Here is a 22037-nt window from a genome sequence, read left to right as displayed (position 1 = left end):
ACCGGCACAGGTGTTTCTGGGGGAATACTCCGGCGCCCTGGATACCGCAGGTGCTGCGCTTATTGGTTGAATTCAGGCTCATTCTGTGTCCAGCCACGGTGGTCGTTGTGCGCGCACCTGGTGCTGGATCGGGCAGTCTTCGCGATGGGCGCCCGGCAGATAGCCGGTGCTCATCAAAAATTCGTTGACGATCTCCGGGCCGGTAAAGCGGAAGGTGCGTTTGAATAGCGTCACCCATTCCGACAACGCAAGCGGATGATGCGCGTCGAGCCAGTCGGCGAAACTGCCGTGAGACGTCTGCAAGGCGAGCACGACGTTGGCATTGTGAATCGCGGCGTCGACCTTGCGCCGATTGCGGATGATACCTGCATCCGCGAGCAGACGCGCCCTTTGCGTATCGTCGTAGGCGGCGACGCGTGCCACGGCAAAGTCATCGAAGGCCGCCGAAAACGCTTCACGTTTCTTGAGCACCGTCAGCCATGAAAGGCCGGCTTGATTGATTTCCAGAATCAGACGCTCGAAGAGTTGGTCGTCGTCGCGCACGGGAAATCCGTATTCGTGGTCGTGATAGGGACCATGAAAGGGATGGCCAGGGGCATGGTCGCAATACGTACTCATGGGGAGTGTGCCTCGCGGAGTGTTGACGAATCGCCCTGCCGGTGATGAATTCGCCGTGACCGGCGGGCTGGTTTACCATAGACGTTTAGCCTGCATAACATCATGAGGAGCTTACCATGCAGTACCTGCACACGATGGTCCGTGTCGCCGATCTCGACGCTTCGCTGCGTTTCTACTGTGACCTGCTGGGCCTCAAGGAAGTGCGGCGCAAGGAGAACGAAAAGGGCCGCTTCACACTGGTGTTCCTCGCCGCGCCGGATGACGAGGAACGTTCGCGCGAGCAAAAGGCGCCAGAAGTCGAACTCACCTACAACTGGGACCCGGAGACTTATACTGGCGGCCGCAACTTTGGCCACCTGGCGTATCGTGTCGACGATCTCTACGCCTTGTGCCAGCACCTGATGGACAACGGCGTGACCATCAATCGCCCGCCGCGCGACGGCCACATGGCGTTCGTCCGTTCGCCGGACGGCATCTCCGTGGAGTTGTTGCAAAAGGGCGATGCGTTGCCCGCTCAGGAGCCGTGGGCGTCGATGGAAAATACCGGCAGCTGGTAAGTCACCCAATGTCGCGTCCCTTTCTGCGATGAACGGGGCGCGACAATCGTTGAAGGCTGAACGATCTCTTGAGCTGGAAAGGATGCCAAGCATGTCACAAGACGTGACCCTCCCCTCGGCGTTACGCGATGCATTTCGCCGTGAAGCCGATACGCTCGACGGCATCGACCGCGATGTCTACCTCGCCAATCGACGTGATCCGCTGGAGCCGATCATCGGCTTGGGCCCACGCAACGCGCCGGTGGGCTTTTTCGGGCGCGATCCCGGCCGTCAGGAGGTCGTGCATGGCGCGCCCTTCGTGGGCAGCGGCGGTCAGAAGGTGCGTGCCGGGCTATATGAGCATCTGCACGGGGAGGCGTTGCCCGATTTCGAAGCTTCACTCGCCGTGGGGCAGCGTTATTTTTGGGCCAATACCGTGCCCTACAAGCCGGTGGGCAACAAGGCATGGTCGATGGCGGTCAAGAAGCGCTTTCAGCCCTTGATGGCGGAGCTTTTGATCGATCACTGGCAGGGCCGGACGTTGATCACGCTGGGGCGTGAGGCCTTCCTGTGGTTTGCCATCGGGCAACCACGCGAGATCAAGCGTGAACTGGAGGCGTTCTGGGCTCGCGAGGACCGCTTCGAGGTGCTGCATACCACCATGCTGTCACTCCCCGACGGGCGTAGCGCCGAGTTCCAGTTGGCGCCGCTGCCTCATCCCTCACCTCTAAATCAAACTTGGTTCAAGCGCTTTCCGGCGTTGCTGGAGGCACGCCTCGCGGCCCTGGAGCGCGCCCACTGAGTAGTGTGAGGCGTGTTATAAGGCGCTGAATTAGTCGGGGTGCATTGCCAAGCGCCCGCTGCCCATGATGGCCAAGGCACCGCACAGGAACATGCCCTGCAATTCTAGCGTCCAGCCGCCTTGCGCATTGAGCGTCAGCAGCTCGTCGTGGTGGACGAGGATAAACGCTACCAGCATGTTGCCCGCCATCAACAAGCCGCCGATACGCGCTTGCCAGCCCACGATGGCCATCAACGGCGCGACGATCTCGCCGATCAGCACGCCATACGCCAAAAAGACCGGCAGCCCCATGGCGTCGAGCATGTTGCCGATGCCGGTGATACTGGCAGGCGACAAGAGCTTGTCGATGCCGTGCAACAGAATAAGTCCGCCCACGGCCAGGCGTAGAATCAGTTTTCCCAGGTCGTCATGATGTAGCAGTCGTTGCATAGGCTCGGCATCCTTCAATCGTGTGAACCCGGCCTCTAGCCGGGCAAGGCGTGTGAACTTTCGCATGTTCGCGCGTCGCTCACCAGTAAAGGCGCTTACTAACATTTCTTTACGTTTTACTAGCACTTTGGTGCGCATTAACTAAGCTTACTTAGCAAATGCCGCTGGAAGCGGGCCCGAGTGAAAAGGTATCCGACTGGCGGGATGCCGTTACCTGGTGGCTTACATAACGATCCTTGCCCTGACATGCCCGAAAAGGGTGGGCGGAGGCGAGGACGCTTCGTTGTGAATCATGCAACGGTACGCGGGTAGAAAGGGATATCCAACATGTTTTCAAGGGCCTTGCAGCGGCTCTGGGGATGGTCGTGCAGTGCGCCAGGGGCGCTACCGCTGGAGCACCGACGTAGCTATGAGGTGGTGGCGCAGACTTTCGTGCTTGCAAGCCTGGGGCACTTACTGTTTGCGTGCGTATTGATCGGTCTTCAGATCCCATTGCTGATTGTCTTGAACCTCGCCTGCGTGGCGACCAATACCGCGGCGTTGATGCTGCACCGGCGCTTGCAACTGACCAGGGCGATGACCGTCAAGCTAACCGCTACGCTGGTGTTGATCACGCTGAGCGTGTGGCTGATCGGCCCCGATGCCGGCTTCGAGTATTACTTTTTCTTGCTGCTTTGCGAGATTTTGATCAGCGACATGGCGGCGCGTTACAAGATCGTGATGAGTACCACGATCGGCAGCGTGGCGCTGGCTACCTTGCTGATGGCCCCGCATTTCACCCCTTGGATGCTGGAAGCCGAGGCGTTTCGCGAGGACATTCGCCTGACCAATCTGGTCATGGTTTTTTTGATCCTGGGGCTGATCCTGTGTCGGCTGCACGCCATTACCGAGCGCTGCGAGCACCATTTCCGGCGCGACGCCACCCACGATTATCTCACCACGGTGCTCAATCGGCGCGCCATCTTTCACGAAGCCGAGATGCTGTGGCAACAGGAACGAGATTTCACGCTATTGCTACTCGATGCCGATCACTTCAAGCAGATCAACGATACTCACGGCCACACCGCAGGCGATGAAGTCTTGCGTCACCTGGCGTATATAGTGCGTGGCGCCTTGCGCGAAGACGACCGGCTCGGACGCGTAGGCGGTGAGGAATTCCTGATCGTATTCCCCGACAGCACGCGAGACGAGGTACTCACGGTCGCATCGCGCATCCGTCGATGCCTGTCGGACCAGCCGTGTCGGTTGGATGCGTTGACGCTGCCGGTAACATTCTCAATGGGCATGGCCGCGGCCCAAGAAGTCACCTCATTGCAAGTGCTCATCGATATGGCCGACCGTCGCTTGTACCGCGCCAAGTCTGCTGGGCGCGATCAACTGGTCATGTGTGACCTGGAAAGTATCGGACCGGCGGCGATGTCGTGACATGTTCGGACATACTATGTAGATATCGTTTCATCTAATACGGATACCCTAGCGCAACGAAGCGACAACATGGCATTTTGCTTATTTGGCGTTTGACGAATTTCATGCTGCAAAGCGGCTAAATTCATACACGAATCGTCCTTTTGATGCGCTGAATATGGCTAACCTTGCTAGGGAATCGATGCAGGGGAAGGCCCGTCGCATGACGTGGTCTAACGCAATAAAAAGGGATTCGTTCATCATGCCGCTACGTACCTATCGCCTCTGGGGAGGCCGAGGTGCATCATTGCCTCCGTATTGCCCCCTGCCGCCGGAATATCGTCGCTATTTCGATACCTTTGCCCACCTGTACGCCATGGCGTTGGTAGCCTATGCCGGTTTGATGCTACCGCTGTTCGTCTGGTTAGGAAGTCCCGGTCCGATATTGATCGTTCTATTCAGCGTCTTGATGACGCTCGGTGCCCGAGGGCTGCATCATCGGGGCTACATGGCCTGGGGCGCGACCTTGCTGTGGGGCATGATGTTACTGCTGATTGGCGAGTCGCTTCGCCTCTACGGCGCCGGCGTCGGCTTTGAGTTCTACGTGGGCCTGGCATTGCTGGTGCTGCACATCAGCGCTATCCCGCGCAGCTACAAGATCGTGTTGTCGCTGTTGCTGCTGGGCGTGATCGGCGTGTTGTTGATGAGCATGCACCAGGGGGCGCCCTCGGTTGAGCTATCACCGACGGTGGCGGCGTGGCTGTTGTGGGTCAATCTAGTGTTGACGGGGGCGCTGTTCGCCGGCGTGCTGATGGGGCTGGAAGGCGTCACCGAGCGGCTCGAGCGTGCGTATCGCCGTGAAGCGTTGCACGACATGCTGACCGGCGCTCTCAACCGTCGCGCGATCGTCGCCATTGCCGAGCGCTGGCAGCGCGCCCAGCGTCCTTTCGCCGTGGTGCTGCTGGATGTCGATCATTTCAAGCGGTTCAACGACTTGCATGGGCATGCCACGGGCGATGCGGCGCTCTGCCACCTCGTGAATTGCCTGCGCCAAGGTTTGCGCGACGGTGACATGTTGGGGCGTTACGGCGGTGAGGAATTCATGCTACTGCTGCCGGGAACGTCGCGTGTCGCCGCCACGGCGGTCGCCGAGCGCGTCGCGACCTTCGTGCGCGACCAGCCATTGGTGTTACCCGACAAATCGCTCGCAATGACCGTCAGTCAAGGCCTCGCTACTCAGGACGAGGCGGCGACGCTAAGCGCCATGATCGCCTTGGCCGATCGGCGGTTATATGCCGCTAAAGGCGCAGGGCGCGACTGTGTCATGTCCTGGGAGTCATTCGGAACGTTGTCTCCCATGCCGACCCGGTGTGTCAGCGAAGGCGCCGAGGCGTGCCCGTTCGAACCGCCTCGCCGCCATGACGATTCAGTGATCAAGGCGTGAAGCGAAGCGCTCGAGAACGCGTTGAAGCCAGGCGGCCATGCGGTTGGCTAGCGAGGTACACAATACCCAGGGCAGCAACAGCAGGGCGATGGCGAGTGCCCCCATGTAGACGTCGCTGAACCAATGGCCTCCACCGATGATGCGTGGCGCACTCAAGGCGACGGCCAATACGGCACTGACGAGACCGACACGACGTCCCGCGAAATGCCACATGAACGCAGTAAAGGTCATCAGCATCAGGCCGTGATCGCCGGGGAAGCTGTTGCCCGAGCGATCCTTAGTGGCGAAGCTCACTTCCTGTGACAACAGATGAACCCCGTTGTGCGTTAGGGTCGGGCTGGGGTGGCCGTAGGTCACCAGTTTATTGACCAGTAAGCTCACTAGTCCTGCAGTGACTAGCATACTCACGCCGATGGCGCCCCAGCGTTTCAGACGTTCGGGACGTGTGTCCAGGCGCATGGCCCATGCGAAAACAGTGGCCAGGGCCAGGAAGCTGACAATATCGAAATCACGATTGTTGAGCACGGCGACCAGTGTCGTCCACAGCGGATGGTCGGTGATCGACAGCGTTTGATTGAAGAACCAGAAGATGTCGTCGTCGAGGGTCGACCAGAGGGGGAAATGAGGCAGCCACCAACTGAGGAGCAAGGCCAACCCCAGCATGTTGTAGCAAGCGATTCGAGTGATTTTCATGAGCGTGGTAACGAAGTGGATGAACCTCGGATTCTAACGCCTCATCACCATTGTGAACAGCGTTTGATAACTCGAGGCTCAGCCGTTCATCCCGATAGCGATCCCTTGGCGGGAAGAGATGTCGTCCTGCATGACGGGTGTTAGACCGTCAAGAAACGCCTGCAACTCGGTACGGCGTCGCAGGGCGGTGAAGCGCCTGGCGGCTTCGTCGTCACGCCCACGCATCTGATTGAGCCACTGCTTGAGCAGCGAGACCACGATCTTTTCCGGCAGGTGCATGCGCATACGCTGGGCATAGGCCGTCAGCACCTCGGCCCTCGCCGCCCAGGGCGTCTCCGGCAAATGCTCGCCAGTACGCTGCCAATGCTTGATGCGTCGCGCCAGCCAGGGGTCGGCGAGCATGCCGCGTCCCAGCATCACATCCGTGCAGCCCGATAGCGTACGGGCCTTCCAATAGTCCTCCAGCGTCCAGATATCGCCGTTGGCGATCACCGGTATCGTCAGCCGGGCGCGAATCCGTCCGATCCATTCCCAATGCGCGGGTGGTCGATATCCTTCGCGACGGGTGCGGGCGTGTACCACCAGGGATGCCGCGCCACCGGCTTCGGCGGCCTCGGCACAGGCGAGTGCCAGTTGTTTGTCGTCGAAGCCCAAGCGCACCTTAGCGGTGACATCGATCCCCAGGGGGGTCAGCGCCTCATGTACGGCACGCACGACGAGGTAGACGCGCTCGGGGTCGCGCAGCAGCGAGGCGCCGCCGTCATGGCGATTGACGGTCTTGGCCGGGCAGCCGAAGTTGAGATCGACTTGGCGAGCGCCGAGTGCCTCGGCGTGCACCGCATTTGCGGCCAGGGCCTCGGGGTCGGAACCGAGTAGCTGCAGGTGAACCGGCGTACCGTTCGAGGTCGCGCAAGTGGCGTGTTTGAGCTCGGGGCAATGACGCAGGAACACACGCGCCGGCAGACGTGCGTCGACCACGCGCACGAATTCGGTCACCGTCCAGTCGAGCGCCCCGTCGGCGCTCAACAAGTCCCGCGTGACCACGTCGATCACACCTTCCATCGGGGCTAAGCCGATGCGCCCATTGGCCACTTGCGTCATGTCTGCGCCATCACCCTTGATGTCATTGCAAAATCCCTGGAACCGGGCAGGTCATTATGTCATTACCCCCGGACGATAAGGAAAACGCCAGTTGCTATGGGAGCGGTGAGGGTGAGATTTCGCTGCCTACAATGAAACGTCGAGTGGAGTAAGACGCCCCTTGAGGCGCGAGGTCAGCTCGCTCAGGTCGCTTGCGCGTTCGCGGGGCCAGGCGATGTCGAGCGTCACGCCGTCGGCTTCGTAATCGGCGTTTTCGATGAGCGCATCTTGCGTGGCGAGCCACTCGCGGGCAATGGTCTCGCCGGCGAAATCGATGCGTATCCGCAGTGTTCGGCGCTCAATGAAGGGGCGTCGTGGCAGGTCCTCGAGTGCCTGGACGACCGCCTGTGTATAGGCGCGGACCAAGCCACCGGTGCCCAGCTTGGTGCCACCGAAGTAACGAATCACCACGCAGCCGATCTGCCCCAGTCCCGAGCCTTCCAGCGCCTGATACATGGGCCGCCCCGCGGTGCCGCCGGGCTCGCCATCGTCGGAAAAGCCGATGGCGTTCTGCTCACCGGGAGCACCGGCAATATAGGCCGTGCAGTGATGGCTAGCGTTGGGATGAGCTGCCCGTGCTTGCGCCAGCAACACGTCGAAACTGGCGATATCGGGGATGAAGGCCGTCCAGGTAATGAAGCGGCTCTTCTCGATTTCGATCTCATGGTAGCGATGCTCACCGGAGGCGAGGTCGGGAATCGCGTAGCGCATCAGTGACTCGTGGGCGCGTGACGCATCACGCCCATCACCAGACCCAGTACTTGTACATCGTCGTTCTTGAGATAGATGGGCGGCATGTCATCGTTGGCGGGTTGTAGGCGCACACCGGATTTCTCGATGTAAAGCCGCTTGAGCGTGACTTCCTGATTGTTGATTTGTACCACGGCGGTTTCGCCGTTTTCGGCGGACTCGAAGCGCTCGATGATAATGATGTCGCCATCGAAAATGTGGCTGTCGATCATCGAGTCGCCGCGCACGCGCAAAGCGTAGGTATTGCGTCGCACCATGCGCGATGGCACGTGAATAGCCTCGTCGTCGAGGCAGGCCTCCATGGGCAGACCGGCGGCGACCACGCCCAACAGGGGAATCTCGACGAAATCGGTCGGGTCGATCTCTTCCCAGGCGGCGTCCGATAGTGGCAGGTTCGGCAGGCGCTGCAGGTAGTGCGGCGTAACGTGCGACATGACCCTCTCCCTCGGATGATCCTGCGGCATCATAGCAAGGCGGGGCGAAGCGGCAAATCCCGCTGGCGACATGGAGTTGGCAAAGGGGCTTGGGCCGCGCCCGCGCCTCGGATAGACTGCGGGCTCTCATGCATGGCTCGAGCATCGGGCCGCGACTCACTCCTGGGGAATTCCGGCAGCGCATGCGCCTCACGTCCATCAAATTGGTCGGCTTCAAGTCGTTCGTCGATGCGGTCAATGTGCCGTTCGCCGGCAACATGACCGCCATCGTCGGCCCCAATGGCTGCGGCAAGTCGAACATCATCGACGCCGTGCGCTGGGTGATGGGCGAATCCTCCGCCAAGACGCTGCGCGGCGAGTCGATGACCGATGTCATCTTCAACGGTTCCACCGGACGCTCGCCGGTGGGACAGGCCTCCATCGAACTGGTCTTCGACAACAGCGACGGGACCATGGGCGGCGCTTACGCCCAGTACGCCGAAATCTCCGTCAAGCGTCAGGTGACCCGCGACAGCCAATCCAACTATTTCTTCAATGGCCAGAAGTGTCGACGTCGCGATATTTCCGATCTTTTCCTGGGCACGGGGTTGGGGCCGCGTTCCTACGCCATCATCGGCCAGGGCATGATCTCGCGGCTGGTCGAGGCGCGCCCCGAGGAGCTGCGCTCGACACTGGAGGAAGCGGCGGGCGTTTCCAAGTACAAGGAACGCCGTCGCGAAACCGAGAATCGCTTGCGCCGCACTCAGGAGAATCTCGACCGTCTCGACGACATTCGCGAAGAGCTCGACAAGCAGCTCGAGCGTTTGAAGCGCCAGGCCGATGCCGCGCGACGCTACCAGACTCTGAAAGACGAGGAATATCGCCTCAAGGGTGAGCTGGCGCTGCTGCGTACGCGGGCGTTTCGGACCCAGCAGCGCACTCAGGAGCAGCACGTCCGCGAGCTGGAAAATCAGGTCGAGCACGAGATCCTCGGCCAGCGCCAGTGCGAAAGTCGTTTGGAAGAATCGCGATTGGCGCACGATGAGGTCGCCGCCGAACTGGAGACCCATCAAGCCCGCTTTTATGAGACCGGTGCCGAGATAGCGCGGATCGAGCAGTCCATCGAGCATGCCCGTTCGCGCGATCAGCAACTGGCGCAGGATATCGAGGATGCGCGCCGCGAGCTGAGTGAACTCGAACAGTTGGGGTCCCAGGATGACGAGCGTCGCGCGGCCCTGGACGAGCGTCTGGAGAGCATCGCTCCCGAGCTTGAAGAGGCCCAAGAAACGCTGGAGATGCTGCAGGAGTCGCTGGACGCCGCCGACGAAGAAGCCACCACCGCGCAACAAGAGTGGGAGCGTTTCAACGAAAGCGATCGTGATGTGGCGCACGGGGCCGAGCGTGCCCAGGACGACGTTCGTCGCCTCGAAAACGCCATCGCCGAATTGGACGATCAGATCGGCAAGCGTCGCCAGCAACGCCAGGAACTGCCCGATGTCGAGGCCTTGCGCGGCGAGCGCGGTGAACTGCGCGAGCAACTCGAGGCACTGGAACTCGATCAGGAAGCGCTGGAAAGCCAGCGCGAACGCCTGCAGCAACAACGCGAAGACGCCCAGACACGCCTCGACGAAGCAGCAGCTCAGCGCGATACCCAGCGTTCGCAGCTGAGCCGCCTGCAGGGCGAGCTGGCGTCGGTAGAGGCCTTGCTCGATGCCGCCCTGACCGATGACGACGCCGCCCTGGAGTCGCATCTCGAGCGCCATGGCCTGGCCGAGGCGCCGCGTCTGGCCGAACGGTTGGAAGTCGCCGCGCCCTGGGAGACGGTCGTGGCTTGGGTTTTGTCGCCGTGGCTCAAGGCGCGTCTCGCGACGACCTCCACCATGGCCGAGATCGTCGCCGACGCCCCGCCTGCTGAATTGGCCTTGCTAGGTGGCGATGACGTGGTGCCGGTTGCCGGCACATTGAGAGCACAGGTCGATGGCGCCGGGGCGCTGGGCACTTGGCTCAATGGCATTCACTGCGCCGCCGATGAGGAGGCCGCCTGGTCGACGCGCACGCGCTTGATGGCAGGCGAGAGCGTGGTCACCCCTAGTGGGTTGTGGCTGGGCCCGGATTGGGTACGCCGGCGCGGCGAGTCGGCATCCGATGATGGCGTACTGGTTCAGCGCCGTCGACGCGAGACACTGCAAGCCGATATCGCGGCGCTCGAAGCATCGCTCGAGACCCTCGAGGAAACATTGCAGGTCACGCGTGAAGCGGTGGAGCACTCGGCGGCGGAACTCGAATCGCTGCGTCTTCAAGAGCGTGATCTTGGGCAGCGTCGGCAGCAGCTGGCCTCGCGCGAGGCTGGGCTGGCGAGCCGCCTGGAACAGCTCGACGCACGCTCTCGTGAGCTCGATGATGATGTGGCGCAGCTCGTCGAGCGCCATGCCGAGCGACGCCTGGAACTCGAGGAAACGCGTGAGCGCTGGCAGGCGGCGATGAGTGACGTGGACGCCAATAGCCAGACGCGCGAGGCATTGGAAAATCAGCGTCGCGATGCGCGGGAAAAAGCCCAATCCCTACGCCAGCAGGTAGCGCCTGCGCGCGAGCGCCAGCAACATCTGGCGATGGAGCGTCAGCGTTTGGAGACGGAACGCTCGGGGCTCGATCAGCAGCATGCGCGCTCGCGTGATCAGCGCGAGCGCCTGGCCGAGAAGCTCGCCATGCTCGAAGAGCAGCGCGCGACCCTGCGTGAACCGGAAGAGGAAACTCGGGAACGGCTCGACGAATTGCTCGACCGCCGCAGTCGCGAGGAGGCGACGCTCAACGCCTCGCGCGATCGCGCCCACCAACTGGCCGAAACGCTACGCGACACCGAAGCCAAGCGCCAGGAACACGAACGCAATCTCGATGGTCTACGTGGCAAGCTTGAAGAAGCGCGCCTGCAGGTGCAGGCCCTGACCCTGAAAGCCGATACGCAGGATTCGCACCTCGAAGAACTCGGGCACGATGTCGACGCGCTGCGTGAAGGGCTCGACCCCAACGCCACCGAATCGGCATGGCAGACCCGGCTTGATGAGCTCGGCGATAAGATCCGTCGCCTCGGCGCCATCAACCTGGCGGCCATCGAGGAGTACGACCAGCAGGCCGAGCGTCGCGACTATCTCGAGGCCCAGCATGCCGAGTTGAGCGAGGCCATCGAGACCCTGGAAAAGGCGATTCGGCGTATCGACCAGGAAACGCGGACGCGTTTCAAGCAGACTTTCGATCAGGTCAATGCCGGCTTCGGCGAGCTTTTTCCCAAGGTCTTCGGCGGTGGGGCCGCATGGTTGACGCTAACCGGCGACGATTTGCTAGAGACGGGGGTAGCCATCATGGCGCGTCCGCCGGGCAAGAAAAACACCACCATTCATCTCCTATCGGGAGGTGAAAAAGCACTGACGGCATTGTCGCTGGTATTTGCTATCTTTCAGCTCAACCCGGCACCATTCTGTATGCTCGACGAAGTCGATGCACCGTTGGATGATGCCAACGTGGGACGTTACGCCAAGCTGGTGAAGGAAATGTCAGAGAGTGTTCAGTTCATTTACATCACACACAATAAGATTGCCATGGAAGCGGCCGAACGATTGATGGGCGTGACCATGCAGGAAGCCGGGGTGTCCCGGCTGGTATCGGTAGGAATCGACGAGGCGGCGACCCTGGCGGATGCATGAACGACTTGCAGAAAATCGCCAAAAGGGTTACCAACACTATTGTGTGAGCCTCGACAGGGATATTGAAGGGTGATTGCTCTGAGCTAAGGGTACTACTTGACATTCAAAAAAAGTGGCCCTTTTTTTGTTAATCGCGCTATGCTTCTTCACGAACGAGTTTTAATCATGGCGCCAATAGCGAACAGGCAAGACGACCCATGGAACTAAGAGAGTGGCTAATCATCCTGGGGCTGGTACTGGTGACGACCATCGTGATCGACGGTGTGCGTCGGCTCCAGCGCCAGCGCCGCGTCCCGCGCCTCGACCAGGCAGCGCATAGTCGGGTATCCGAGGGCAGGGACGCCGAGGAAGAGGATCCGGAAAAAGCGGCCCGCGAGGCTGAGGTCCGGCGGGAGTTGCCCAATGGAGGTGCGCGTGTCGTGCGCGATGCCACCTTCGATCGTAGCGAGGAGCGTGAACCGGTACGGCCGGAGTCGCCCTTGCGCCAGGAGCGAATCCCCGAGGAAAAGCTCAAGCCCAGCGTGCTCAAGCGTGGCCGGGATCATGCTTATGAAGGCGATGCTTCTAAAGGCAATGCGCATAGGAATAATGACGCTCAGGAGGGCAAGCGTTCCGGCATGCAGGGCATGAAGGATGCCGTGCGCGCGGGGGCTCAGCGTATGAGCGCCTCGGCCCAGCGCTTCACGGCGTCTCGTGACTACGATGACGAGCACCTGTCTGATGATGAGCATCCGCATCACGAGCCGACACTTGAGTCATCGTCGGCTCGTGAGCCTGCGCCCGAGGCGGCGCGTCCGGCAATGGACGAGACCCCGCAGCGTCGCGAGGAAGCGTCCGCGCGACGGGCAATGCCTGACGAGCCACCGGCGGTGCGTGCCACGGACGAAGAGGCCGAGGCACCCTCGCAGCCAGCGCGTGCCGACGAACGTACGGCACACCGCGAGGTGGTCACCGATCACCCGGCGGTAGAGCGTGCCAAGCGTAATCCGGTGCATGCCGATCGTGCACGCGAGGCGTTGTCCGACGCCGAAGAAGTCATCGTCATCAGCGTTCTGTCACGCGATGAGGCGGGTTTCCAGGGCCCGGACCTGCTCAACCTGATGCTGGCCTGTGGGTTGCGTTACTGTCATGAAATGGGCGTTTTCCATCGTTTCGAGACCGAGTCGGACGACAGCGCCTTGCAATTCACCATGGTCAACGTGCTCAAACCGGGCGTGTTCGATCTCGATGACATGGACGAATTCGCGACGCCGGGTGTGACGTTCTTGATGCCGCTGCCCAGCGCGCATGACAGCGCGGCGGCGTTCGAGGCCATGTTCGAAACTGCCATGGTGCTGGTACGCAATCTCAGCGGCGAGCTGAAGGACGAAAACCGCAGCGTGATGACCGCGCAGACGGTGGAGTTCGCCCGGCAGCGTGTGCAGGAATTCGAGCGCCGCCATCGCCTGCATCGCTATCAGGCGAACTGAGAGCGTTAGCGTCGCGATTCTTGCCTGTTCTCGCTGATGCTTGTTCTTTAAGACGGCCACTCTTGAAAACCAGCGGGGCCCTTCGGGGCCTCGTTTTTTTTATGCATGTCGATGGTCGATTTCATGGTGTCGTGCGATTAGCCGTGAGGAGCCCTTGCAGGGCGTTAGTATCCAGGCAGCGATAGGTAAACGAAGGGCGCCCCACCTGCCCGTAGTGGAAGGACTCGCCGAGGTAGCCGTGCTCGGTCAGGTATTTCAAATACTTGCGCACCGATACGCGGGACATGCCGGTGGTCGGGATCAGGCTTTCGGTGGTGAAGGTTTCCTCGTCGAGGCTCAGAATGGCCTGGACGATTTGTACCAATGAGGGTGTCGTCAGCCCCTTGGGTAGCCCATCGCTACGTGTTTGGCGTGGCCTGGCGGGCTGGAAAAGCCGGTCGAGATCGCGTTGGTCGGCTTGTTCGGGGAGACGCTCCAGTGTGGCACGTACGCGTCGGCAGGCATCGACGGCGACCTTGAAGCGCTCGAATTCGAAGGGCTTGACCAGATAATCACGCACGCCGAGGCGTCTCGCGGCGCGCACGGTCTCGGTCTCGCTGGCGGCGGTGATCAAGATGACGTCGATGTCGCGTCCCAGCCGTTGCAGGTAACGGACGATTTCCAGCCCGTTGCGGCCGCGCAGATAGACGTCGAGCAAGATGACGTCGACGGCGTCGCGCTCCAGCACGTCCAGGGCAGCGGGGACATCGCCGCATTGCGCGACCAGCGCGACGTCATCGAGTCGGTTGAGGTATTCGACGTTGAGGCGCATGACCATGGGGTCATCCTCGACGATGAGTACTTGCAGTGGCGTGTCACTCATGCCGGCGTTCTCATTGCTCGCTCAATTCTCGGTGGTGGCCGAAACGGGATAGGGCAAGGCGACTTCGATCAAGGTGCCGCGCCCGGGCTCGGAATACAGCGCCAGGGTACCGTCATGCGCTTCGACATGCTCGCATACCATCGTCAGTCCGAGGCCGCGTTGGCGTCCCTTGGACGAGGTGCCGCTGGCGAAGACGTGCTCACGCATGGCCTCGGGGATGCCGGGGCCGGTGTCCTGTACATGCAAAGACAACAAATCGGTGTCGACGCCCATGGTCAGCGTGACCTGGCGCTCGTGTTGCTCGTCGACGGCGTCGAAGGCGTTCTCCAGTAGATTGCCCAGCACGATGACCAGCGTGTGAATCATGGCGGGGTCTCGCGGCGCGGGGATGGCGTCCTCGACATCCACCGTCAAGGTAATGTCGCGCTCGCGGGCCTCGCTTTGCTTGCCGAGCAGAAAGCCCGCCAATACTGGTTCGCCGATGCCTTCGACCAGGGATGCACCCGGCGCGACATGGTGGTCCACCACATCGCGGAGGTAGCGGTGCAGCGCGGGGTATTCCTCGAGTTGCATCAGACCGAGCATGACATGCAGTTTGTTCTTGAATTCATGTGTCGCGGCGCGCAGAGCCTCGGCGTAACGTCGGACGCCAGTCAGCTCCTCGGCGAGCAGACGTACTTCGCTCTTGTCACGGAAGGTGGCTACTGCCCCGATTACCTGGCCTTGGTGGCGAATCGGCATGCGATTGGCGAGCAGCGCCTGGCCGTTGATGAAGACTTCCTGGTCGAGCGAAGCCTCGCCGCTTTGCAACACATCCGGCAGTCCACTCTGCGGCAGGTAGTCGATGATAGGCGTGCCCAGCGCCGGCGCTTCAAGGCCCGCTTGGTCTAGCAGTGAGCAGGCGGCGGCGTTGGTCAGGGTAATACGCCCGGCGACATCCACCGCGAGAATGCCTTCGTGCACCGAGCCGAGAATCGCCTGGCGTTCTTCCACCAGGCGCGTGATCTGGTGCGGTTCCAGCCCCATCAGCACACGCTTGATGTAACGGGCCAGCCAGCTGGCACCCAGGGTGCCGAGAATCATTAGAAGCCCGATGCCCAGCACCATGTGCAGGCGGTTGTCGGACAGGCGGGCGCCCAGCGTATCCAGTGTCACCCCTACCGAGACGGCGCCGATCACCTCGCCGGCATCATTGCGTACCGGGGCGAAGCCGCGAATGCTGATGCCCAGGGTTCCCTCGGCCCGCGAGGCATAATGCTCGCCCTGCAGTGCCGGGCCTTCGTCGCCGCCCTGGAAATGCGCACCGATACGCGCCGGGTTGGGGTGCGTCAGGCGTATGGCATGGGAATTCATCACCACGATGAAATCTACTCCCAAGCGCTGGCGCAAGGCGTCGATTTCCCGTTGTATGTCGCTATCGGCGGCGAAATCGCGCTTGCTTTCTGCCTCCTTCAACACATTGACGACACGCCGTTGAGACGCCACGACCTGGGCGATATCTGTGACACGGGCCGCCTGGGCGTCTTCCTGAGTATCGCGCAAGGTGGCATCAAACATCCATAACGCCACGCCCAGCGTAACGATTACCGTCGAGGCAACGAGCAGCGAGATCAGCACATTGAGGCGAACAGTCGGCAAGCGGGACATGCGTATTGGGCCATATGGGGTGATTTTCGACCTTGGTGTAATACCCAAGCATGACGTGCTATGCCGGATACAAGGTCGTCGTTTTCAATAATTTCAAAACGCTTTAATAAGTTGGCAAAGCTTGGTTCACGGCACGTGCGGCTTATCCTCGGCGGCGTTCACGTTCTCCGCCCGCGCGGGCGGATTCCAACACATGGGAGCACGCCAATGAATACCAGTGCCGCTACACAAAGCCTGGACGATACCCAGCACGCTTCGAGTGCGCTGGGTACGTTGCGCATCTTCGGCATGCCACTGCCGGTCTTTTTCATCTCTTTCGCTGTCATGGTCGTGGCCATGTTCACCGACACGCTGCCCAGCGGCATGATCGGTGCCTTGCTGGTCATGATGATACTCGGTGAACTCCTGGGCTTCATCGGTGATCGTATGCCGATCGTCAAAAGCTACCTGGGCGGTGGCGCGATCCTGGCCATCTTCGGCGCGGCCGCATTGGTCTATGTGGGTTGGCTGCCTACCAGTATCTCCGAGAATGTCACCCAGTTCATGAAAGGCGGTGGCTTCCTCAACTTCTATATCGCCGCTCTGATTACCGGCAGTATCCTGGGCATGGATTCCACGGTGTTGGTCAAGGTCGGCTCGCGGTACGCGCTGCCCTTGCTCTGCGCGGTGTTCTTCGCGGGGCTGTTCGCGGTGATCGTTGGCGCATTGATGGGCTTCTCGCCGAAGGACGCCCTGGTGGTCATCACGCTGCCGATTCTCGGTGGTGGTATGGGCGCGGGCGCGGTGCCCTTGAGTCAGATCTACGAGCAGCTTCTCGGTCAGCCAGCGAGCTACTACATCTCGATTCTGGTGCCGGCGCTGGCCCTGGGCAACGTGTTCGCGATCATCATCGCGGGTTTGCTCAACGGTCTGGCCAAGCGTTTTCCGAAACTGACGGGTAACGGCCAGATGATGCCGGGCGTGGAAATCGAGGAGCGCAAGAGCACCTTCGACCTTTCCAAGCTGGGCATCGGTGTCGTCGCCGCGCTGACGTTCTTCACCGCCGGACAGATTCTGGGTAGCTTCATCCCGCTGCACCCCTATGCGCTGATGATCATCCTGGTCGCCGTGCTCAAGATCGCCAACGTGGTGCCGGAAAGCATCAACGAGTCCGCCTCGCAGTGGTTCCAGTTCGTGGCCAAGAACTGGACCTTCGCACTGCTGTTCGGGATCGGCATTGCCTATACCGACCTCGGCCAGGTGATTGATGCCATCACGCCGACCTATGTGATGATCGTGCTCGCCGTAGTGGCCGGGGCCGCCTTCGGCGCCGGGCTGGTTGGTAAGTTGGTGGGCTTTTATCCCGTCGAGTCGGCGATTACCGCGGGGCTGTGCATGGCCAATATGGGCGGCACCGGTGATGTCGCGGTACTCTCGGCCGCCAAGCGCATGCAACTGATGCCTTTCGCGCAGATCTCCTCGCGCCTGGGTGGCGCCTTGATCCTGCTGATCTCCAGCATCCTCGTGCCAATGTTCTTTACTTGAACCGTTCTTCACCGGATTCGGTCCGGCGAAACGATCAACGGCGCCCCTTGGAGGGCGCCGTTTGCGTTTGACGCTGGGTACACCGAGAAGCGTCTCAGCCTTCTTCCTCGTCGTCGGCTAGCTGGCGTCCGAACGCATGCCATTGTGCCAGCGTCATGACCTCGGTGGTCTCCGTTTGCAGGTCATGGGCGATCAGTAACTCGCCGCGTTCGAGCTGGCCTTTGAGCTCACGTACCCAGGCCGTCATGCCTTCGCCTTCATCGGTCGTGTCGTAGCCTTCGCGGGTGACGAAACCCTCCAGCAACGCATCCAGGGTGTCGGCCGGCAGCATACGGTAGGGCACTTCGATGAAACGTCCGCTCATTGGTTTTCCTCCGCGTTTTCCCACTCGGCGAGTCGTTGCAGGAATGTACTCTCATCGAGCACTTCCACCTCGAGCTCGCGTGCCTTTTCGAGCTTGCTGCCCGCTGCCTCGCCAGCGACGAGCGCGGCCGTCTTCTTGGAGACGCTGCCTGAGACCTTGGCGCCGAGCGCTTGCAGGCGCGCCTTGCCGTCATCGCGGGTCATGCTCTCGAGGGTACCGGTGAGCACCCAGGTTTGCCCGGTGAGTGGCTGGGGACGACCAGCAAGCTCGACCTCCTCCCACGTGACACCGACCCCCTGAAGGTCTTCGAGCGTTTCCTGGTTGTGGGGCTGACGGAAGAAGGTGTGAATATGCCGGGCGACGACCGGGCCCACGTCCTCGACCGCTTCCAGCGCGTCCAGAGAAGCCTCCGACAGTGCCTGCAGCGAGCCAAAGTGACGTGCCAGGCTCGCGGCGGTGGCTTCGCCCACTTCACGAATGCCGATGGCGTAGATGAAACGCGCCAGCGTGGTGCGCTTGGCGTTTTGTAGGGCGTTGACCAAGTTGTTGGCGGACTTCTCCGCCAATCGGGGCAGTTCGGCCAGCGATTCGGCCTCGAGCCGGAACAGGTCCGCCGGGGTCTTGACCCATTCGCGATCGACCAGCAGTTCGATCAACTTCTCGCCCAGGCCGTCGATATCCAGCGCGCGACGGCTGGCGAAGTGCTTGAGAGCTTCCTTGCGCTGCGCGGGACAATACAGGCCTCCCGAGCAGCGGGCCGCGACTTCACCCTCGGCACGCTCGATCTGCGAGCCGCAGACCGGACACTCGGTCGGCATCTCGATGGCCCGGGTTTCGGTCGGTCGCTGGGCGTCGACGACACCCACGATCTGCGGGATGACGTCACCGGCGCGCCGCACGATTACGGTATCGCCGATACGTACGCCAAGGCGCGCGACTTCGTCCATGTTGTGCAGCGTGGCGTTGGAGACGGTGACGCCGGCTACTTGGACCGGCTCCAGCTTGGCCACCGGCGTCAGCGTGCCAACACGGCCGACCTGGAAAGCCACGTCGTTGAGCACCGTCACTTGCTCTTGGGCCGGGTACTTGTAGGCGATGGCCCAGCGCGGGGCGCGGGCGACGAAGCCCAACTCGCGCTGATCGCGCAGGCTATCGACCTTGAGCACGGCGCCATCGATGTCGTAGTCGAGGCCTTCGCGTTGCTCGCCCAGGCGGTGGCAAAAGTCGATCACGCCGCGCTCGCCCTGGACCACGTCGAGCAATGGGCTGGTGCGAAAGCCCAGCGCCCGTAGTCGCTTGAGATAGTCTGAATGGGAGCGAGCATCGTCCTCGCCCTCCAGCCGGGCGACCTGGTAGGCACAGAATTCCAGCGGCCGTTGGGCGGCGATCGAAGAGTCCAACTGGCGTAGGCTGCCGGCGGCGGCGTTGCGCGGGTTGGCGAAGACCTTGTCGCCGTTCTCGCGGGCGCGTTCGTTGAGCGCTTCGAATCCGGAATGGCGCATATAGACCTCGCCGCGCACCTCGATCCGTGAGGGCACTGCACCGCCGCGTAGCTTGAGCGGAATGGAGCGCACCGTGCGCAGATTGAGCGTCACGTCCTCTCCGGTACGTCCGTCGCCGCGTGTGGCGCCCTGCACCAGTTGACCGTTTTCATAGACCAGCGCCACAGCCAGGCCGTCGAGCTTGGGTTCGCAGCAGAACGTGAGCGTTTCGCCGTCACGTTCGAGCTTGTCCGCGACGCGTTTGACGAAGGCCGCGAGCTCCGCTTCATCGAAGGCGTTGTCCAGCGACAGCATGGGGACGGCATGGGTCACTTCCTCGAAACGCTCGGCGGGGGCCGCCCCGACGCGTTGCGTGGGGGAATCCGGCGTCACCAGTGCGGGGTGCTCGGCCTCCAGTGATTGAAGTTCGCGCAGCAGGGCATCGTATTCCGCGTCGGTGATGCGTGGGTCGTCCTCGACATAATACTGATGGTTGGCGTCTTCCAACTGCTGGCGCAGGGTATCGGCCCGCTCGCGGACCGTTTGGGGAATCTGGCTCATGGCGTCTCGGTCGTGTTCGGTGACGTCGGGGGCTCGTCGCGCATGGATGATGCCGACAGTGTAGCGTTTCCCCGGATGATATCGGCAATCAATCGTCGCCCGGGATGCAGATGGTCGGCGAGTTCGCGCTCCAGTGGGAGGGGTTCGTCGCACAGCCGCGAGGCGATGACCTCGGCGCACAGCGGCGCGCTGGCCAGCCCCCGCGAGCCATGCGCGGCACTGACCCACAAGCCGGGGTAATGCTGTCCCGGTGTGTCGGGTACGCGACGCGCATCGCTGCCGAGCACGGAGTAATCGTCGAGCCAGGCCTCGCGTACGGGCACTGACCCCGCGTAGGGCGACTTGTCAGGGCTGGCGGCGCGCAGGCTGGCACGGCCCTCGCAAGCGGCCGGGTCGAGCGTGACGCCGGCTTCGCGCAGCGCCTCGGCGAAGGCGGGCAGGGTGGCCTCGAATTCGGCCAGATTGCGGGCGTGATCGGCCGTGTGCACGGCGGTGTCGGTATCGCCGGGAGCGAAGGTCGCGCCGAGGCTGAGCATGCCGTCCATCGCCGGGGCGACATAGCCGCCCGCGCAGATCACGCGCGCCAATGACGGCGCGTCGGCGGGTACCGGCAGATGGGTGAGCTGGCCACGAATCGGCTGAAGTGGCAGTCCGGCCAAGGGGCCCAGCGCGGGCGCCTCGTGGGCGGTGGCGACGATCACCTGATCGGCCTCGAGAGTCGTGCCATCGGCCAGTGTGATGCGCCATCCGGCATCGTCTGCATTGCGCTCGAGCGTGCGCGCCTCGCCCTGATGGAAGGTGACCCCAGGGTGAGCGGCCAGGCGTTGGCAGAGCATATCGGGACGCACCCAACCGGCCTGGGGATAGTCGAGTCCCGGGGCGTCGAGCGGTGTGCCGGCCTTCTGGCTCGCGGTGGTCGCATCCACGCCGTGCACCACGCGCTCGGGTAGGGCGTGATGGGCCAGGAAACGCTGCTGGCGGGCGGCTTCCTTGGCGTTGGGGGCGAGTTGCAGCACGCCGCAGTCGCTCCAAAGCTGACGACACTCGGGGTCGAGCGTGGCCAGCCAGCGCCGGGTGTGCAGCAAGCCGGCGAGGTAGACACGGCTCTGCGGGTTGGTCTCGGCGGCGAGCTTGACATAGAGCGCACCCTGGCGATTGCCGGAAGCGCCCGCGCCGGGGGCGTCGCGCTCGAGCAGCGTGACCGCGACCCCGCGGCGGGCCAGGGCTGCGGCCACGCTAGTCCCGGCGAGCCCCGCGCCGATGACCAGCACATGCCGCGCGGTGAATGCTTTAGGCGGTGTGTACCAGGGCGTCGCCGCGCGTCGCCTGTCATCCGGAGGCGCGGCGATCTCGCCGCACAGCATCTCGCGTTTGCGGCCGAAGCCGGGCGCCTTGCGCCAGGTGAAGCCCGCATCGCGAAGCCCGCGCTTGACCACCCCGGCGCAGGTGAAGGTAGCGAAGGTGGCGCCGGGGCGGCTGACGTTGGCCATCGCCTCGAACAACTCGGGTTGCCACATGTCGGGGTTCTTGGCCGGCGAGAAACCATCCAGAAACCAGGCGTCCACACGGCCATCGAGACGCGTCAGACGCTCGGCCGCATCGCCAAAGTGCAGATCCAGGGTGACGCGCTCAGAAAGCCATAGCCGGTGCACGCCGCTGAGCGGTTCGGGCCATTGATCGATCAGCGGGCGAGCCTGCGCGGCCAGGTCGGGCCAGATCGCCAGCGCCCGCGCCAGGGCATCACGCGGGAACGGATACTTCTCGGTCGACACCAGGTGCAGGCGTGCCTCGGCGGGGGCGTGTTGCTCGAAACACGTCCAGGCGCAGAGCATATTGAGGCCGGTGCCGAAGCCGGTTTCACCGATCACGAAGGGCCTCGCTTCTCGCCATGCGGCGAAACGCTCGGGTAGTCGGTTGCCGTCGAGAAAGACATGTACGGTCTCGGCGCGGCCGTCGTGACGCGAGAAATACACATCGTCGTAGACGCTGGAATAGGGCGCGTCACTGACATCGTCGGCGCGCCATTCCAGGTCGGGGGCACTTAGCGCGGTCAGTGGCGGCAGGGGACGCGAAACGGCGGGCATGGCACTCGCTACCAGGTCAAAGTCTGGTTAAAAATTGATCGAAATCGGCAAGGCGGCGTGATAACGGCGATCTGGAAAGCCGTCCGCCGCCTCTTCACAGTGTTATCCACACCTGGTG

At 62.4% G+C, this 22037-nt stretch carries 18 protein-coding genes; 7 read left to right on the top strand and 11 right to left on the bottom strand.

The features are described from left to right. Positions 1-78: 78 nt before the first annotated feature. On the bottom strand, positions 79-618 hold the full coding sequence (locus LUN51_RS16170; protein WP_277812062.1) for a DNA-3-methyladenine glycosylase I: 540 nt from the start codon (positions 616-618) through the stop codon (positions 79-81). A gap of 116 nt (positions 619-734) precedes the next feature. Between LUN51_RS16170 and LUN51_RS16165 the strand changes: the two genes are divergently transcribed. Then, positions 735-1175 carry a VOC family protein gene (locus LUN51_RS16165; RefSeq protein ID WP_178998578.1) on the top strand — a complete coding sequence of 147 codons (441 nt, stop codon included), beginning with the start codon at positions 735-737 and terminating at the stop codon, positions 1173-1175. 91 nt (positions 1176-1266) lie between these two features. Next, positions 1267-1956, top strand: a complete 690-nt coding sequence (locus LUN51_RS16160; protein ID WP_040239706.1) for a uracil-DNA glycosylase family protein — start codon at positions 1267-1269, stop codon at positions 1954-1956. A 30-nt stretch (positions 1957-1986) separates the two neighbouring features. Here the strand turns inward: LUN51_RS16160 and LUN51_RS16155 are convergent, their stop codons facing one another. Continuing rightward, entirely contained in the window at positions 1987-2385 is a 399-nt protein-coding gene (locus tag LUN51_RS16155) for a DoxX family protein (protein ID WP_277812061.1), read from the bottom strand. Positions 2386-2712: 327 nt separating this feature from the next. On the opposite strand from LUN51_RS16155, the gene LUN51_RS16150 reads away from it, so the two are divergent. Together LUN51_RS16150 and LUN51_RS16145 are read left to right on the top strand one after the other, a co-directional pair. Then, entirely contained in the window at positions 2713-3810 is a 1098-nt protein-coding gene (locus tag LUN51_RS16150) for a GGDEF domain-containing protein (RefSeq protein ID WP_277812060.1), read from the top strand. 241 nt (positions 3811-4051) lie between these two features. Further along, on the top strand, positions 4052-5233 hold the full coding sequence (locus LUN51_RS16145) for a GGDEF domain-containing protein (RefSeq protein WP_277812059.1): 1182 nt from the start codon (positions 4052-4054) through the stop codon (positions 5231-5233). Here the strand turns inward: LUN51_RS16145 and LUN51_RS16140 are convergent. The 4 genes from LUN51_RS16140 to LUN51_RS16125 form a co-directional block, all read right to left on the bottom strand. Next, positions 5216-5926 carry a phosphatase PAP2 family protein gene (locus LUN51_RS16140; protein WP_247619429.1) on the bottom strand — a complete coding sequence of 237 codons (711 nt, stop codon included), beginning with the start codon at positions 5924-5926 and terminating at the stop codon, positions 5216-5218. The genes LUN51_RS16145 and LUN51_RS16140 overlap by 18 nt on opposite strands. Before the next feature lie 78 nt (positions 5927-6004). After that, positions 6005-7027 (bottom strand): tRNA dihydrouridine synthase, encoded by a 1023-nt coding sequence (locus tag LUN51_RS16135; RefSeq protein WP_277812058.1) that lies wholly within the window; start codon positions 7025-7027, stop codon positions 6005-6007. Positions 7028-7153: 126 nt separating this feature from the next. Continuing rightward, positions 7154-7777 carry an IMPACT family protein gene (locus LUN51_RS16130; RefSeq protein ID WP_277812057.1) on the bottom strand — a complete coding sequence of 208 codons (624 nt, stop codon included), beginning with the start codon at positions 7775-7777 and terminating at the stop codon, positions 7154-7156. Beyond that, positions 7777-8250, bottom strand: a complete 474-nt coding sequence (locus tag LUN51_RS16125) for a LexA family protein (protein ID WP_040239712.1) — start codon at positions 8248-8250, stop codon at positions 7777-7779. Before LUN51_RS16125 ends, LUN51_RS16130 begins: the two co-directional genes overlap by 1 nt. A 182-nt stretch (positions 8251-8432) precedes the next feature. Here LUN51_RS16125 and smc point away from each other — a divergent pair, with 182 nt between their 5' ends. Continuing rightward, positions 8433-11927, top strand: a complete 3495-nt coding sequence (gene smc, locus LUN51_RS16120; protein ID WP_277812056.1) for a chromosome segregation protein SMC — start codon at positions 8433-8435, stop codon at positions 11925-11927. A 197-nt stretch (positions 11928-12124) separates the two neighbouring features. Then, positions 12125-13396 (top strand): cell division protein ZipA, encoded by a 1272-nt coding sequence (gene zipA, locus LUN51_RS16115; protein WP_277812055.1) that lies wholly within the window; start codon positions 12125-12127, stop codon positions 13394-13396. A gap of 121 nt (positions 13397-13517) precedes the next feature. Here zipA and LUN51_RS16110 read toward each other — a convergent pair whose 3' ends face one another. Together LUN51_RS16110 and dcuS are read right to left on the bottom strand one after the other, a co-directional pair. Next, positions 13518-14258 (bottom strand): response regulator, encoded by a 741-nt coding sequence (locus LUN51_RS16110; RefSeq protein WP_277812054.1) that lies wholly within the window; start codon positions 14256-14258, stop codon positions 13518-13520. Between the two features lie 21 nt (positions 14259-14279). Next, positions 14280-15905, bottom strand: coding sequence for a DcuS/MalK family sensor histidine kinase (gene dcuS / locus LUN51_RS16105; RefSeq protein WP_277812053.1), 1626 nt, complete (start codon positions 15903-15905; stop codon positions 14280-14282). A gap of 207 nt (positions 15906-16112) precedes the next feature. Between dcuS and LUN51_RS16100 the strand changes: the two genes are divergently transcribed. Further along, a complete protein-coding gene (locus LUN51_RS16100; RefSeq protein ID WP_277812052.1) occupies positions 16113-17429 on the top strand; it encodes a 2-hydroxycarboxylate transporter family protein in 1317 nt (438 codons plus the stop codon). Between the two features lie 94 nt (positions 17430-17523). Here the strand turns inward: LUN51_RS16100 and LUN51_RS16095 are convergent, their stop codons facing one another. From LUN51_RS16095 to mnmC, 3 genes are read right to left on the bottom strand one after another with little or no spacing between them, the layout of a single operon-like run. Beyond that, the gene (locus LUN51_RS16095) at positions 17524-17793 is read right to left on the bottom strand and encodes a YheU family protein (protein ID WP_040239721.1); all 270 of its coding nucleotides are present in this window, start codon (positions 17791-17793) and stop codon (positions 17524-17526) included. Further along, positions 17790-19835: an NAD-dependent DNA ligase LigA gene (gene ligA, locus LUN51_RS16090; protein WP_277812051.1), complete on the bottom strand. Its 2046-nt coding sequence runs from the start codon at positions 19833-19835 to the stop codon at positions 17790-17792. The genes LUN51_RS16095 and ligA overlap by 4 nt, the downstream gene beginning before the upstream one ends. Next, positions 19832-21919, bottom strand: coding sequence for a bifunctional tRNA (5-methylaminomethyl-2-thiouridine)(34)-methyltransferase MnmD/FAD-dependent 5-carboxymethylaminomethyl-2-thiouridine(34) oxidoreductase MnmC (gene mnmC, locus LUN51_RS16085; RefSeq protein WP_277812050.1), 2088 nt, complete (start codon positions 21917-21919; stop codon positions 19832-19834). Before mnmC ends, ligA begins: the two co-directional genes overlap by 4 nt. Positions 21920-22037: the final 118 nt, after the last annotated feature.

It is taken from the genome of Chromohalobacter canadensis, from assembly GCF_029544075.1.
Classification (GTDB): domain Bacteria; phylum Pseudomonadota; class Gammaproteobacteria; order Pseudomonadales; family Halomonadaceae; genus Chromohalobacter; species Chromohalobacter canadensis_A.
The sequence above is the reverse complement of the archived record's forward strand: the minus strand, read 5'-3'. Positions and strand labels throughout refer to the sequence as shown.

What these genes read in the sequence shown, in the direction of transcription:
- LUN51_RS16170 (WP_277812062.1), bottom strand. Translation starts at nt 618, where the DNA reads ATGAGTACGTATTGCGACCATGCCCCTGGCCATCCCTTTCATGGTCCC.
- LUN51_RS16165 (WP_178998578.1), top strand. Translation starts at nt 735, where the DNA reads ATGCAGTACCTGCACACGATGGTCCGTGTCGCCGATCTCGACGCTTCG.
- LUN51_RS16160 (WP_040239706.1), top strand. Translation starts at nt 1,267, where the DNA reads ATGTCACAAGACGTGACCCTCCCCTCGGCGTTACGCGATGCATTTCGC.
- LUN51_RS16155 (WP_277812061.1), bottom strand. Translation starts at nt 2,385, where the DNA reads ATGCAACGACTGCTACATCATGACGACCTGGGAAAACTGATTCTACGC.
- LUN51_RS16150 (WP_277812060.1), top strand. Translation starts at nt 2,713, where the DNA reads ATGTTTTCAAGGGCCTTGCAGCGGCTCTGGGGATGGTCGTGCAGTGCG.
- LUN51_RS16145 (WP_277812059.1), top strand. Translation starts at nt 4,052, where the DNA reads ATGCCGCTACGTACCTATCGCCTCTGGGGAGGCCGAGGTGCATCATTG.
- LUN51_RS16140 (WP_247619429.1), bottom strand. Translation starts at nt 5,926, where the DNA reads ATGAAAATCACTCGAATCGCTTGCTACAACATGCTGGGGTTGGCCTTG.
- LUN51_RS16135 (WP_277812058.1), bottom strand. Translation starts at nt 7,027, where the DNA reads ATGACGCAAGTGGCCAATGGGCGCATCGGCTTAGCCCCGATGGAAGGT.
- LUN51_RS16130 (WP_277812057.1), bottom strand. Translation starts at nt 7,777, where the DNA reads ATGCGCTACGCGATTCCCGACCTCGCCTCCGGTGAGCATCGCTACCAT.
- LUN51_RS16125 (WP_040239712.1), bottom strand. Translation starts at nt 8,250, where the DNA reads ATGTCGCACGTTACGCCGCACTACCTGCAGCGCCTGCCGAACCTGCCA.
- smc (WP_277812056.1), top strand. Translation starts at nt 8,433, where the DNA reads ATGCGCCTCACGTCCATCAAATTGGTCGGCTTCAAGTCGTTCGTCGAT.
- zipA (WP_277812055.1), top strand. Translation starts at nt 12,125, where the DNA reads ATGGAACTAAGAGAGTGGCTAATCATCCTGGGGCTGGTACTGGTGACG.
- LUN51_RS16110 (WP_277812054.1), bottom strand. Translation starts at nt 14,258, where the DNA reads ATGAGTGACACGCCACTGCAAGTACTCATCGTCGAGGATGACCCCATG.
- dcuS (WP_277812053.1), bottom strand. Translation starts at nt 15,905, where the DNA reads ATGTCCCGCTTGCCGACTGTTCGCCTCAATGTGCTGATCTCGCTGCTC.
- LUN51_RS16100 (WP_277812052.1), top strand. Translation starts at nt 16,113, where the DNA reads ATGAATACCAGTGCCGCTACACAAAGCCTGGACGATACCCAGCACGCT.
- LUN51_RS16095 (WP_040239721.1), bottom strand. Translation starts at nt 17,793, where the DNA reads ATGAGCGGACGTTTCATCGAAGTGCCCTACCGTATGCTGCCGGCCGAC.
- ligA (WP_277812051.1), bottom strand. Translation starts at nt 19,835, where the DNA reads ATGAGCCAGATTCCCCAAACGGTCCGCGAGCGGGCCGATACCCTGCGC.
- mnmC (WP_277812050.1), bottom strand. Translation starts at nt 21,919, where the DNA reads ATGCCCGCCGTTTCGCGTCCCCTGCCGCCACTGACCGCGCTAAGTGCC.